Source organism: Geodermatophilus sp. SYSU D01036, from assembly GCF_054050435.1.
Window position 1 is genome coordinate 96,162 of the sequence record NZ_JBJGZJ010000003.1, and the last position, 12,507, is coordinate 108,668.

Sequence of the window (12,507 nt, forward strand, 5' to 3'; positions counted from 1 at the left end):
GGATCAGGGCCGGCGCGCGGCCCGCCGGCCCTGCGCCGCGTCGCGCCGGAAGCGCCGGGCGACCGTGCGGTAGGTGTCGGCGCGGTCGGCCCGGCCGCGCTCCGTCGCCTCGGCGGTCAGCCGGTCGAAGGTCGCGGCGAGCCGGGTGTCGGTGTCGGCCAGGAGCCGGCCGAGCTCGCGGGCCCGCTGGGAGGCCCGCGACACCCGCTCGGGCAGCAGGAGCGCCGGCGGCGCCGGGGAGCCGAGCCACGCCCAGACGGTCTTCCGGTCGCCGTCGGCGTGCCAGCCGTGCGCGGCCGACAGCCGGGCCACCATCGGCAGGCCCATGCCGCCGGCGGCCGCGTCCCGGTCGACCGCCGGGACCGGCGGGCAGTCGCGGGCCGCGTCGGACACCTCGAGCAGCCAGCCGCCGTCGGCGGTCACGGCGGCGGTCACCGGCGGCCGCCCGTGCCGCAGGCCGTTGGACACGAGCTCCTCGACCGCGAGCAGCAGCCGCTCCCCGGTGGCCTCGGGCAGCCCGTCGGCGGCCAGCGCACCGCGCAGCCGCATCCGCATCCGCGTCAGCTCGGCGGCAGTGCGCACCTGCCCGCGCCACACCGTGGCGGCCCGGGCGCTCGGGGCGGGCGGCGGCCGGTGCGCCCACGTCGTCCCGTCCATGTGTCCCGTCCCCGGCGCCGGGCCGTGTCCGGCGCCCGCCCGCGCCGCCGGACACGGCCGGAACCCGTGTCGTCCCGGCTCCCTGCGGGTCCCCGCGTACCCACGCCGCGGCGCGCCCACGCACGGGGAGCGGGACGACGTCAGGGAACCGACGGGACCGGCACCTCGTCCCGTGCGGCACCTGGCCGCCGTCGCCGAGGACCTCGCCATCGCCCCGCAGACCCTCGTCGGCACCCTGCTCGCCGACGGCCTCATCACCCAGGACGAGGCCGACCGGTACCCGGCGGCGCTCGAGGAGGCCTTCTCCTCCCGCGGGGACCGGGACGGCGAGGAGGCGACGCCGACCTCCACCGGCCTGGCCGCCTGAGCCCCGCCGCGACGCGACGGGGGGCCGCGGGACGTCCGCGGAACTCCGCGGGCCGGCGGGCAGTTGCCCGTGTGACGGCGCCGCGACAGCCCCGCCCGGCGCCGCTGCCCGCCCGCGACCGGCGGGCGGGTGCGGGGTGCCGATCGCGAGGAGGACCGGGCCGGTGGCCGAGGTGTGCGAGTCCGTGACCATCGACGGAGGGGTGCTCGTCGGGCACGACGGCTCCGCCGGCGCCCAGGAGGCGCTGGTGTGGGCCGCCGGCCTGGCCGGGCGGACCGGCCTCCCGCTGCACGTGCTGCGGGCGTGGAGCCTGACCACCGCGCCGCGGCCGGCGACCTGGGAACCGGGCTACGTGCCGCCGCTCGAGGACTCCGAGCGGGCCGTCCGCGACGACCTGGAGCGCTGCGTCGCCGCGGCCGGCCTGGACCCGGCGGTGCGGGTGCGCACGCACACGGTGCACGGCCCGGTGGCCGCGGCCCTGGTGCAGGCGGCCGGCGGCGCGGACCTGCTCGTCGTCGGCGCCCGAGGCGGCGGCGGGTTCGCCGGGCTGCTGCTGGGGTCGACCAGCGACCAGCTGGTCCACCACGCGCCGTGCCCGGTCACGGTGGTCCGCACCGGCACCGGACGCCGGCACACCTGGGCCGCGGTGCCCGGGGAGGCCACCGCCTGACGCCGCGCCGGCGCCGGGGCGGCGGTCAGGCGCGGGGCATCCGGGAGCGGCCGGCGTCCGGGGCCGCCCCGGTCCGCAGCAGCGGCAGGGTCCGCCGCGGCACCAGCTCCGACAGCGCGACGACGCTGGTCGACCGGACCACCGACGGCGACCGGTTGAGGTCGACCAGCACCTGCTGCAGCGCCTCGTGCGACGCCGCGCCCACCCGGCACAGCACGTCGCCGCTGCCCGTCGTCGCGTGCGCCTCCAGCACGCCGGGGATGGCCTCGAGGTCCGCGCGGACCGCCTCGATCGCGCCCTGCGCGATCTCCAGCGTCACGAACGCCTGGACGCCGAACCCGGCCGCCGCGACGTCGACGTCCGGGCCGTAGCCGGTGACCACGCCCGACTGCTCCAGGCGCGCGATGCGGGCGGTGACCGTCGCCCGGGCCACCCCGAGCAGCCGGGACAGCTCCAGCGCGCCGGCGCGCGGGTGCGCGCGCAGCGCCTCCAGCACCGCGACGTCCAGCGCGTCGAGCGGCATGCGTCCTCCCGGGGTGCGAGCTGTGCAGTCTGTCCAGCCGACGGGCCGGTCCGCTGGGCCAGCGGTGCAGCCGGACCAGCAACAGCGGTCAGGGTTGCACAGGACGGCCGACCGCAGTGGGCTTCCCCCACGTCCCCGTGCAGAGGAGGCCTCCCGTGTCGATCGAGCAGACCCTCAACGACGAGGAGCGCCTGGCCGGCCTCGACCTGCGGCAGCTGGAGCAGCTGGTCGGCCTGGTGCAGTACGACGAGTCGGCCGACCCGTTCCCGGTCACGGGCTGGGACGCGCTGGTGTGGGTCGTCGGCAGCGCCGTGCAGACCGCGCACTTCCTCCAGTCCGCCTTCGGCATGGAGCTGGTCGCCTACTCCGGCCCCGAGACCGGCAACCGCGACCACCGCGCCTACGTGCTGCGCTCCGGCGCCGCCCGTTTCGTGGTCACCGGCGCCTACGACCCGGCCAGCCCCCGCGCCGACCACCACCGCGCGCACGGTGACGGCATCGTCGACATCGCCCTCGCCGTGCCCGACGTCGACCGGTGCGTCGCCCACGCCCGCGCCCAGGGCGCGACCGTCGTCGCCGAGCCGCACGACCTCACCGACGAGCACGGCACCGTCCGGCTGGCCACCATCGGCGCCTACGGCGACACCGTGCACAGCCTCGTCGACCGCTCCCGCTACACCGGCCCCTACCTGCCCGGCTACGTCGCCCGGACGTCGTCCCACCGGCCCCGGCCGGACCGCCCGAAGCGGCTGTTCCAGGCCGTCGACCACGTCGTCGGCAACGTGGAGCTGGGCGCCATGGACCGCTGGGTCGACTTCTACAACCGGGTCATGGGCTTCACCAACATGGCGGAGTTCATCGGCGACGACATCGCCACCGACTACTCCGCCCTGATGAGCAAGGTCGTCGCCAACGGCAACCACCGGGTGAAGTTCCCGCTCAACGAGCCGGCGGTGGGGAGGAAGAAGTCGCAGATCGACGAGTTCCTCGAGTTCTACCGCGGCCCCGGCGCCCAGCACGTCGCGCTGGCGACCAACGACATCGTCGCCACCGTCGACGCGATGCGCGCCGAGGGGGTGGAGTTCCTCGCGACGCCGGACTCCTACTACGAGGACCCGCAGCTGCGCGCCCGCATCGGCGAGGTGCGCGTGCCGATCGAGGAGCTGCAGGCCCGCGGGATCCTCGTCGACCGCGACGAGGACGGCTACCTGCTGCAGATCTTCACCACGCCCACCGGCGACCGGCCGACGGTGTTCTTCGAGCTCATCGAGCGGCACGGCTCGCTCGGCTTCGGCAAGGGCAACTTCAAGGCACTCTTCGAGGCCATCGAGCGCGAGCAGGAGAAGCGCGGCAACTTCTAGGAGGACCCCGCTGCCCCCCGCCACTCGCTCCGCTCGCGGCGGGACCCTGCAGCGGGGCCGTTCCGGTCCGTCACCACGAGGGGAGGTCCCGATGGCGTACTACCGGCGGGTGGGCGAGGTCCCGCCCAAGCGGCACACGCAGTTCCGGCGTCCCGACGGCGGCCTGTACGCCGAGGAGCTGATGGGGGAGGAGGGCTTCTCCAGCGACTCCTCGCTGCTCTACCACCGGGGCCTGCCCTCGGCGCTGGTCGACGCCCGCCCCTGGGAGCTGCCCGACCAGACCCTGACGCCGAACGCGCCGCTGGTGCCGCGGCACCTCAGGCTGCACGACCTGTTCCCCGGCGAGGAGCACAAGGCGGTCGACCCGGTGACCGGGCGGCGGCTGGTGCTGGGCAACGCCGACGTCCGCATCTCCTACGCGGTCTCGTCGCTGCCCAGCCCGTGCTACCGCAACGCGGTCGGCGACGAGTGCGTGTTCGTCGAGCGCGGCACCGCCACGGTGGAGACGGTGTTCGGCGCGCTGCAGGCCGGCCCGGGCGACTACGTGGTCGTCCCGCGGGCCACCACCCACCGCTGGGTGCCCACCGGCGACGAGCCGCTGCGCACCTACGCGATCGAGGCCAACTCCCACGTCGCGCCGCCCAAGCGGTACCTGTCGCGGTACGGGCAGTTCCTCGAGCACGCGCCCTACTGCGAGCGCGACCTGCGCGGCCCGGACGGGCCGCTGCTGGCCGAGGGCAGCGACGTCGAGGTGTACGTCAAGCACCGCGGCCCCGGGCCTGGCGGACTGGCCGGCACCGTCCACGTGACGCCGGAGCACCCCTTCGACGTCGTCGGCTGGGACGGCTGCCTCTACCCCTACGCCTTCAACGTCGCCGACTTCGAGCCGATCACCGGCCGCGTGCACCAGCCGCCGCCGGTGCACCAGGTGTTCGAGGGCGCCAACTTCGTGATCTGCAACTTCGTGCCGCGGAAGGTCGACTACCACCCGCTGGCCGTGCCGGTGCCCTACTACCACTCCAACGTCGACAGCGACGAGGTCATGTTCTACGTCGACGGCGACTACGAGGCGCGCCGGGGCTCCGGGATCGGCAGGGGGTCGGTCAGCCTGCACCCGGGCGGGCACTCCCACGGCCCGCAGCCGGGCGCCGTCGAGCGGTCGCTCGGCGCGGAGCGCTTCGACGAGCTGGCGGTCATGGTCGACACGTTCCGCCCGCTCGAGCTGGGCGAGGCCGGCACCGCCTCCGACGACGGCCGCTACGCCTGGACCTGGTCGGGCCGGGCCCCCGGCACCTGAACCGGCGCCGGCCGCCCGTCCTCGACCGGGGCGCGGGCGGCCGCGATCGCCGCACCGAGCGCGGCATGCAGGGCGGCGTCCCGCCGCGGTCCGGGCAGGTCCCGCAGCGCGGCGACCGCCGCCTCCAGGAGGTGGCGCCCCGGCCCCTGCCGGTACAGCGGGTCCAGCCGCCGGGCGAGGTCGGCCCACGGCCCGGTGCCCGCGACCCGGGCGCACCTGCGCCCGGCGCGGGCGAGGTGCCGGCGCAGCACGGCCGGGTGCTCCGCCGCAGCGGCGGCGGCCCGAACCGCGGCGTGGACGACGGCGGCCGTGCGGCGCGCGTCCCGGAAGCGGGCGGTGCCGGCCAGGGCGGGGGCGAAGGCGGCGAGCAGCGGCCGCCCGTCGTCGGTGGAGGCGTCGTTCACCAGCCGGGCCAGCGCGGCCAGCGTGGGGTCGGTGCAGCGGGGGTGGTCGTCGAAGGAGGCCCCGGCGAGCACCGAGACGTACTCCATGAGGCACGCGCCCTGCTCCGGCGAGGCATGCCACCCCGCCCGGAGCCGGGGGAGCCCGTCGGGGACGACGGGACGGTCGGTCGTCGTCATGGCCACCACCTGTTCGGTCGACGGGCGGCGACGGCCGCGCACGGAACCGCGGCGCGCCGCCGGGACGGGAGTCCCGGCAGGCGCAGCCTCGTCCGGTGCGCCCCCCCGCGCGTCGCCCGGACCGGATGAGTCGCGACCGCAGGATCGTCCCGCGCGGACGGTGTCCGCGGGCGCGTGCGCGGCCACGGTCGTCGGCGGACCGGTGCGCGGAGGTGGGCGATGGCCGACGACACGACGGCACCCCTGGAGCGGCGCCTGCTGCGCGCCATGGGCACGCCCGACTCGATGCTCGACGAGTTCGACTTCTGGGACCGCCGCCAGGAGGGACGGCGCCTATTCGCCGAGCTGCTCGGCACCTTCCTCCTGGTGCTCGTGGCCGTCGGTGGGGGGATGGTGGACGCCCGCTTCGGCGGGTCGGCCGTGCCCTACGGCGCGCTGGTCGTCGCCCCGGCGCTCATGGTCACGGCGGTCATCCTGTCCATGGGAGCCGTCTCGGGGGCGCACCTGAACCCGGCGGTGAGCATCGCGTTCGCGCTGCGCGGCGACTTCCCGTTCCGGCGGGTGCCCGCCTACGTCGTCGCCCAGTCTCTCGGCGCCGTCCTCGCGACCCTGCTGCTGTGGGCCCTGCTCGGCCGGCAGGGGAGCGCCGGGCTCACCCTGCCCGGCCCGGGGATCCCGGTCACCACGGCGATGCTGTGGGAGGTCGTCCTCACCGTCGGGCTGGTCAGCGTGGTCCTCGGCGTGTCCTCGGGGGCGCAGAACCTGGGGCCGATCGCGGCGGTCGGCGTCGGCAGCTACATCGCCCTGGCCGGGCTGTGGGGCGCGCCGGTGAGCGGCGCCTCCATGAACCCCGCCCGGTCGCTGGGGCCGGCCCTCGTCCTCGGCGACTGGACGGCGTGGTGGGCCTACCTGCTCGGGCCCGCCACCGGCGCGGTGGTCGCCGTGGGGATCGCGGTCGTGCTGCGCGGCGCCGGGGGAGGGCGCAGCGGGCGGCTCGCGGCCCAGGGGGTGCTGGGCGAGGACCGGCGGGCGCCCGCCGGCGGCGCACCCAGGGTCAGGGGACCGGGGGCAGGTCGGTGACCTCGACGGTGAGCTCGCCGCCGCCCGCGTGCCGCACGGTCATCGACCCGGCCCGGCGCAGCATCCCCAGCGAGGAGCGGTTGTGCGCGGCCACGCTGGTGCGCAGCCGGACGACGTCGCGGGGCCGGCGGGCGAGCACGGCGTCCAGCAGCGCCCGGCCCACGCCGCGGCCCTGCCAGGCGTCGAGCACGGTGACCGCGACGTCCGCCGTCCCCGGCTCGCCCGGCCAGCGCACCAGCCGGGCCACGCCGACCGGGCGGGCACCGCCCTCGGCCGGGAAGGCGGTGAGGACGACGGCGACGTGGTCGACGCCGTCCACGCCGTCGACCAGCAGCCGCAGCAGGGAGTCGGACAGCTCGGGCAGGTCGGTGAGGAAGCGGGAGCGGCGCGACTCGCGCGAGAGCTCGGCGTAGCCGGCCCGCAGCGCCTCGCCGTCGGTGTCCAGCAGCGGCCAGATCAGGGCGGGCGTGCCGTCGGCGAGGACGGCCTCCGTCAGCGGGCCGGCCGCGCCGCGGACCCGCTCGGTGGTCGCGCTCGGATTGCTCATGACAGGTGCAACGCCGGGCGGGCGCCGATCCGTCCGCGGTGTGCCCGGGACCACGGAGGGCATCCCGCCCGGTCCCTCCCCGGATGCCGTCCCCGGGACGGGCAGGGGCCGGAGGGCGTGCCCCACGCCCTCCGGCCCTGCGCCGGGGCGCCGTCCCCACCGCCCCGGGACGACCGCTGACCGCTCCTGCGGCCGTGCGGCCGGGTGGTCTCCCGCGTCGACGCCCCGTCGTCAGTCGACGTCGTCGCCCTCGGGCAGTTCGGCCAGCGAGACGACCCCGTCGCGGACGTGGAACCGGGTCAGCGACCCACGACCGACCGGGATGCGCCAGTCCTCGCCGTCCACGCCGGTCAGCCGCGCGACCGCCAGCCGGATCATGACCGCGTGGGTGACCGCGACGACCGTCTCCCCGGGATGCCGGCTGCCGATCAGCTGCAGCGCCTGCAGCATGCGGGTCTGCGCGTCACTGAGGCGCTCACCCAGCGGGCACGCCGCGCGGCTCGGTGACGTGCGGTAGAGCTCGAAGGCCTCGGGGTCGTACATCGCGGCCTCGGTCGAGGTCATGGCCTCCCAGGCGCCGTAGTCGACGTTGTTGAGGCCGTGCACGATGCGCAGGTCGGGCACCCTCGCCTCGTCGGCGATGATCTGCGCCGTCGCGATGGTGCGCCGCAGGGGTCCGCAGTAGACCGCCGTGAGGCCCACCCCGGAGAGCAGGCGGGCGGCATCCACGGCGTCCTGGTACCCCTGCGCGTCGAGGGGCACGTCGCAGCGGCCGCGGTAGCGGTTCTCGACGTTCATCGTCGTCGTGCCGTGCCGGACGACGAACAGTCGGCAGGTGTCGGACGGCAGGGTCTCCGGCCGGTCCTCGACGGGCGTGGTGACGGGCGGCGTGTCCACGGCTCTCCTCTGGTGGGTCCGAGCGGTCCGGCAGCCCGGTCCGGACGGAGCGGGGCGGCGGTCCGGCGACCGTAGGAGCCGGCGGGCGGTGGCGGGCGGTGTCCGGCCAGCCGTTCCGGGGCCTTTCCCGGTACCGTCGGAATGGCGGGACCGAGCGCGTGGACGTCCTTTCTGTGTGTGAGCGGACAGCGGGCGGGACGAAACCGACGTAATGGCCGGCTCCACCAGGAGGACGAGGCCGTCTCGTGCAGATGACGGTTGACGGGATCAATTCCGTCGCCATTCCCGGCCCATCTCGAAAATGGTCGTACTCCCTCTGCCCGCAGGTCCCTCGCCTCGCTATGTTGACGGCCGCCCGCACCGTCGGGACGCACCGCGCCGCATCACAGCCAGTGGGGGCCCCATGTCGACCGAGAGCCTGGGACGACTGGCGCTGGCCCTGCTGCTGCTGGTCCTCGGCGCGAACCTCCTGGGGCAGGTCGCGGTGCGGCTCCGCCAGCCGCGGGTGGTCGGCGAGATCCTCGCCGGCGTGCTGCTCGGGCCCTCCGTGCTGGGCCTGCTGGCGCCCGACGTCGTCGCCGGTGTCTTCGGGCGAGGACAGGGTGACCCGACGTCGGTCGTCTTGGAGTTTCTCTACCAGCTCGGGCTGCTGCTGCTGATGTTCCTGTCCGGGACCGGCGTGCGGAACGTCCTCGGCCGCGAGAACCGCAGGCCCACCGCCTGGTTGCTGGCGGTGGGAACGGCACTGCCCTTCTGCGCCGCGCTGGGGATCGCGCCGCTCCTGCCGCTGGACGCGTTCGTGGGACCGGCGCAGAGCGAGGCCGCCCTCGTCCTCGTGCTCGCCATCGCGGCGGCGGTGACCTCCATCCCGGTCATCAGCAAGATCTTCGCCGACCTGGGCATCCTGCACACGCGCTTCGCGAGCCTGATGCTGGGCGTCGCCGTCCTCGAGGACATCATCCTGTGGGGCTTCCTGGCGCTGGCCACGGCCATCGCGTCGGCGACCGTGGCCGCGGGCGGTGGCGCGGTCGCGGGGACGGTCGCCGTGCACGTGGCCGTGAACACCGCCTTCGTCGTCCTCGGCATGACCGTGCTCCCGGTGACCCTCCGCCGGCTCGGCCGCGCCCGGTGGAACGTCGTCGCCGCCCAGTCACCGGTCGCGTGGGTGATGGTGGTCCTCCTGGGCTACGTCAGCGTCGCCGCCGCCCTCGACGTCACGCTGGCGTTCGCGGCCTTCCTGGCCGGGTTCGCCCTCGTGGGGGGCGTCGACACCGACCGGGAGCATCCCCTCCGGGTGCCGATCGAGGCGATCGGGCACGTGTCGGGGGCGGTGTTCGTGCCGATCTACTTCGCGGTGGTGGGCTACCGGCTCGACCTGACCCGGGGCTTCTCGCCCGCCATGTTCCTCGGGTTCCTCGTCGGCTCGACGCTGGTGGTCCTCGTCGCCATCGGGCTGGCCGCGCGGCTGGCGGGGTTCCGCGGGCTCGACGTCGTCAACCTCGCGCTCACCCACAACGCACGCGGCGGCCCCGGCATCGTGCTGGCCAGCGTGGCGTTCGACGCGGGGATCATCAGCGCTCCGTTCTTCACGACGCTGGTGCTCACGGCCGTCCTGACGTCCCAGGCCTGTGGCTTCTGGCTCGACCTGGTGATCCGCCGGGGCTGGCCGCTGCTGACGGCCGAGGGTCCCGTCCAACCGCGGCGGGTGGCGCTCGGGTCCTCGCCCGTGCCGGCGGCCCCGCAGTGATCCCGCCCGAGGGCCGGCCGGCCGGGACGGCGGTGACACCGGTGGACGTGCCCGGGCCGCCTCCGCACGGTGGCGTACTGGTGGATCTGCGCGTCAGGGGGGACCGGGCCGCGGAGGTCGCCGCCGCCGCACGGGCCCTGCCCGCGTGGGAGCTCAGCCGCCGGCAGCGCTGTGACCTGGAGCTGCTGGCCACCGGCGGGTTCTCGCCGCTGCGCACCTTCATGGGGCCGGCCGACCACGCGTCGGTGTGCGACACCATGCGGCTGGCCTCCGGCGAGCTGTGGCCGGTCCCGGTCACCCTTGACGTGCCCGAGCACGTCGTCGAGGTGGCCACCGCGGCCGGCGGGTTGACGCTGCAGGCCCGGGGCGTCGACCTCGCCGTCCTGTGGCTGGAGACGGCGTGGCAGCCGGATCGCGTCGCCGAGTCCTCGGCCGTCCTCGGCAGCACCGACCCGTCGCACCCGGGCGTCCGTGCCCTGCTGTACGAGGCCCACCCGTGGTGCGTGAGCGGCTCGCTGGAGGTGCTCGCGCTGCCGGCCCACTCGGCGTTCCGCGCGCTGCGCCACACGCCGGCCGAGGTCCGCCGCGAGATCGCCGACCGCGGGTGGGAGCGGGTCGTGGCGTTCCAGACCCGCAACCCGATGCACCGGGCACACCAGGAGCTCACCCTGCGGGCGGCGCGGGACCTCGACGCCGACCTGCTCCTGCACCCCGTCGTCGGGGTCACCAAGCCGGGGGACGTCGATCCGTACGTGCGGGTCCGCTGTTACCGCGCCCTGCTGCCCACCTATCCGCCGGGGAGCGCCCTGCTGTCCGTCCTGCCCCTGGCCATGCGGATGGCCGGGCCCCGCGAGGCCCTCTGGCACGCGATCGTGCGGAAGAACCACGGCGCGACCCACTTCATCGTCGGGCGGGACCACGCCGGCCCCGGGCCGGATGCACGGGGCCGGCCCTTCTACGACCCCTACGCCGCCCAGGACCTGGTGCGCCGGCACGAGCGGGAACTCGGCATCGGCGTGGTCCCGTTCCGGCAGATGGTCTACGTCCGGGAGTTGCAGCAGTACGTGCCCGAGGACGAGGTCCGCCCGGGACAGCACTGCCTGCGGATCTCCGGCACGGAGCAGCGGCGGCGCCTGGCAGCGGGTGAGGAGCTCCCCGGCTGGTTCACGCCGCCGGAGGTCGCCGCGGAGCTGCGTCGGGCCTTCCCGCCCAGGGCGGCTCGTGGGCTCGGTGTCCTGGTCGGCCCCGGCAGCGGCCACCCGGACCGGGTGGCCGCTGCCGTGGCCGCCCGACTGCGCGAGGCCGGCCGCACGGTCACCGTCCTCGACGGCGCGGTCGGTGAGGCAGCCGGAGCGGCGTCCCGGCTCGTGGTGCGGCTCGTCGGAGAGGTCATGCGCAACGGCGGCGCGGTGGTGGCCTCCGGCGGGCCGGCCCGGTGGTTGGCCGACCACGCCGTCGACGTCGCGGCGTCCGCCGGCCCGTTCCTGCTGGACGTCCGCGCCGAGGGAGCCGCCCGCGGGGTCGGCGACGGTGCGACGTCCCCGGGCGACGACCGGGCCTCGCTGTCCGTGCCGCCGGAGGCGCCGGCCGACGTGGTCGCCGAGCTCGTGTGCCGTCGGCTGGTCGCGCTGGGGCACCTGACCCCGCTGACGGACGCGGACCCGGCCCCGGAACCGGTCGCGGCCCCGGCGGCGCGCCCGGTCCCGACCGGCCGCGCCGCGCTGGTGGGGTCGGGGTGACCTCCCGGTACCCCGCCGGCCCCCGGGCCGCCTCCGGGCAGCCGGGCAGCTCAGGCGATGCCCCACCCGTCGAAGTCCGCGCCGAGGTGCTGCCGGAGCCGGCGGACGTCGTCGGCCAGCTCGGCGACGATCCGGGCCCGCACGTCGTCGGGGACGACCGCGGCCGGCCGGGGCGGATCGGCGGCCCGGCCGGTGATCCGGCGCAGGGCGCCGATGGTGTTGGTCTCGAGCTCCTTGAACCGCCGTGTCGCCGGGAAACGGCGCTTGAGGAACTTCCGCAGCGGCAGCGGGACGGGGGAGCGGGTGGCGCGGTCGCGGGTGCGGTAGAAGTCCCGGTCCAGCTCGGCGGGGACGTGGTCGGGGTCGACGCCGATGAACTCGTAGACCCGGCGCATCGTCGTCCCCCGGGACCGGCGGAGCGCCTCGGACGTGATGACGAGCAGTTGCTCGCGCGGGAAGTGCTCGAGGTACTGCTCGATCTGCATCGCGTACCGGCTGTAGTCCAGGTAGATCGGATCGGCGAACACCGCCTCGGCGAGCGGAGCGCGCTCGCTGCCCTCGGCCGCACGTGTCTCGTAGTGCGAGCGGATGCGGGCGACCGGATCCCGGACGACGTAGAGCAGCCGCACGTCGGGCAGGTGCGCGGCGATCCTCGCGGGCACGCCGCGGTAGCGGGGGTACTTCGCGTAGGAGTTGGACGCCTCACCGACGGCCAGCACCTCCGGGCCGGTGCGCGGGAACTGCCTGCGGTACCAGTCGACGCCGCGGTGCCAGTTGGACTCCTCGACGAAGAACTCCGGAGCCTTGTACTGCGGGACGGCGACCTGGGGGTGGGCGCCGAGGTAGTGGTAGAGGCTGGTCGTCCCGGCCTTCATCGCACCGATGAGCAGGAACGTGGGGAGCCGGCGGCCGTCCCCGGCGCTGCTCCCGTCCTCGTCGGTCACCGCTACCGCCCCTCGGCCCGGGTCTGCAGGGTGCGGCAGATGATGCCGGAGTGGCCGGGCAGGTGGAAGGCACCCGCCCCCGCTCCCGCGGTCACCC

General features: G+C 76.0%; 13 protein-coding genes. 7 read left to right on the forward strand and 6 right to left on the reverse strand.

Annotated features, from left to right (window positions below):
* Positions 1–3: 3 nt before the first annotated feature.
* Positions 4–657: an ATP-binding protein gene (locus tag ACI8AR_RS04975; RefSeq protein ID WP_457049984.1), complete on the reverse strand. Its 654-nt coding sequence runs from the start codon at positions 655–657 to the stop codon at positions 4–6.
* A gap of 172 nt (positions 658–829) precedes the next feature.
* On the opposite strand from ACI8AR_RS04975, the gene ACI8AR_RS04980 reads away from it, so the two are divergent.
* Together ACI8AR_RS04980 and ACI8AR_RS04985 are read left to right on the forward strand one after the other, a co-directional pair.
* The gene (locus ACI8AR_RS04980) at positions 830–1,024 is read left to right on the forward strand and encodes a hypothetical protein (RefSeq protein WP_457049985.1); all 195 of its coding nucleotides are present in this window, start codon (positions 830–832) and stop codon (positions 1,022–1,024) included.
* Between the two features lie 184 nt (positions 1,025–1,208).
* Positions 1,209–1,694 (forward strand): universal stress protein, encoded by a 486-nt coding sequence (locus ACI8AR_RS04985; RefSeq protein ID WP_457049986.1) that lies wholly within the window; start codon positions 1,209–1,211, stop codon positions 1,692–1,694.
* A gap of 25 nt (positions 1,695–1,719) precedes the next feature.
* On the opposite strand, the gene ACI8AR_RS04990 is transcribed toward ACI8AR_RS04985, so the two are convergent.
* On the reverse strand, positions 1,720–2,217 hold the full coding sequence (locus ACI8AR_RS04990; protein WP_457049987.1) for an Lrp/AsnC family transcriptional regulator: 498 nt from the start codon (positions 2,215–2,217) through the stop codon (positions 1,720–1,722).
* A gap of 155 nt (positions 2,218–2,372) precedes the next feature.
* Here ACI8AR_RS04990 and hppD point away from each other — a divergent pair, with 155 nt between their 5' ends.
* Together hppD and ACI8AR_RS05000 are read left to right on the forward strand one after the other, a co-directional pair.
* On the forward strand, positions 2,373–3,578 hold the full coding sequence (gene hppD / locus ACI8AR_RS04995; RefSeq protein ID WP_457049988.1) for a 4-hydroxyphenylpyruvate dioxygenase: 1,206 nt from the start codon (positions 2,373–2,375) through the stop codon (positions 3,576–3,578).
* Positions 3,579–3,669: 91 nt separating this feature from the next.
* Positions 3,670–4,875, forward strand: coding sequence for a homogentisate 1,2-dioxygenase (locus ACI8AR_RS05000; protein ID WP_457049989.1), 1,206 nt, complete (start codon positions 3,670–3,672; stop codon positions 4,873–4,875).
* On the opposite strand, the gene ACI8AR_RS05005 is transcribed toward ACI8AR_RS05000, so the two are convergent.
* A complete protein-coding gene (locus tag ACI8AR_RS05005) occupies positions 4,836–5,456 on the reverse strand; it encodes a hypothetical protein (RefSeq protein WP_457049990.1) in 621 nt (206 codons plus the stop codon). The two genes, ACI8AR_RS05000 and ACI8AR_RS05005, sit on opposite strands and share 40 nt — an antisense overlap.
* A 219-nt stretch (positions 5,457–5,675) precedes the next feature.
* Between ACI8AR_RS05005 and ACI8AR_RS05010 the strand changes: the two genes are divergently transcribed.
* Complete coding sequence (locus tag ACI8AR_RS05010) at positions 5,676–6,536, forward strand: MIP/aquaporin family protein (protein ID WP_457049991.1); 861 nt, start codon at positions 5,676–5,678, stop codon at positions 6,534–6,536.
* Here the strand turns inward: ACI8AR_RS05010 and ACI8AR_RS05015 are convergent.
* Positions 6,511–7,083, reverse strand: coding sequence for an N-acetyltransferase family protein (locus tag ACI8AR_RS05015; protein ID WP_457049992.1), 573 nt, complete (start codon positions 7,081–7,083; stop codon positions 6,511–6,513). The two genes, ACI8AR_RS05010 and ACI8AR_RS05015, sit on opposite strands and share 26 nt — an antisense overlap.
* A 231-nt stretch (positions 7,084–7,314) precedes the next feature.
* Positions 7,315–7,980, reverse strand: coding sequence for a histidine phosphatase family protein (locus ACI8AR_RS05020; RefSeq protein ID WP_457049993.1), 666 nt, complete (start codon positions 7,978–7,980; stop codon positions 7,315–7,317).
* A gap of 403 nt (positions 7,981–8,383) precedes the next feature.
* Here ACI8AR_RS05020 and ACI8AR_RS05025 point away from each other — a divergent pair, with 403 nt between their 5' ends.
* The gene (locus ACI8AR_RS05025) at positions 8,384–9,727 is read left to right on the forward strand and encodes a cation:proton antiporter (protein ID WP_457049994.1); all 1,344 of its coding nucleotides are present in this window, start codon (positions 8,384–8,386) and stop codon (positions 9,725–9,727) included.
* Between the two features lie 47 nt (positions 9,728–9,774).
* Positions 9,775–11,466 (forward strand): sulfate adenylyltransferase, encoded by a 1,692-nt coding sequence (gene sat / locus ACI8AR_RS05030; protein WP_457050185.1) that lies wholly within the window; start codon positions 9,775–9,777, stop codon positions 11,464–11,466.
* Positions 11,467–11,516: 50 nt separating this feature from the next.
* Here sat and ACI8AR_RS05035 read toward each other — a convergent pair whose 3' ends face one another.
* Positions 11,517–12,410, reverse strand: a complete 894-nt coding sequence (locus tag ACI8AR_RS05035) for a sulfotransferase domain-containing protein (RefSeq protein WP_457049995.1) — start codon at positions 12,408–12,410, stop codon at positions 11,517–11,519.
* Positions 12,411–12,507 lie beyond the last annotated feature (97 nt).

Excerpts from the sequence above, each read along its gene's own strand:
- ACI8AR_RS04975 (WP_457049984.1), bottom strand. The coding sequence starts at position 657 with ATGGACGGGACGACGTGGGCGCACCGGCCGCCGCCCGCCCCGAGCGCC.
- ACI8AR_RS04990 (WP_457049987.1), bottom strand. The coding sequence starts at position 2,217 with ATGCCGCTCGACGCGCTGGACGTCGCGGTGCTGGAGGCGCTGCGCGCG.
- ACI8AR_RS05000 (WP_457049989.1), top strand. The coding sequence starts at position 3,670 with ATGGCGTACTACCGGCGGGTGGGCGAGGTCCCGCCCAAGCGGCACACG.
- ACI8AR_RS05005 (WP_457049990.1), bottom strand. The coding sequence starts at position 5,456 with ATGACGACGACCGACCGTCCCGTCGTCCCCGACGGGCTCCCCCGGCTC.
- ACI8AR_RS05010 (WP_457049991.1), top strand. The coding sequence starts at position 5,676 with ATGGCCGACGACACGACGGCACCCCTGGAGCGGCGCCTGCTGCGCGCC.
- ACI8AR_RS05015 (WP_457049992.1), bottom strand. The coding sequence starts at position 7,083 with ATGAGCAATCCGAGCGCGACCACCGAGCGGGTCCGCGGCGCGGCCGGC.
- ACI8AR_RS05025 (WP_457049994.1), top strand. The coding sequence starts at position 8,384 with ATGTCGACCGAGAGCCTGGGACGACTGGCGCTGGCCCTGCTGCTGCTG.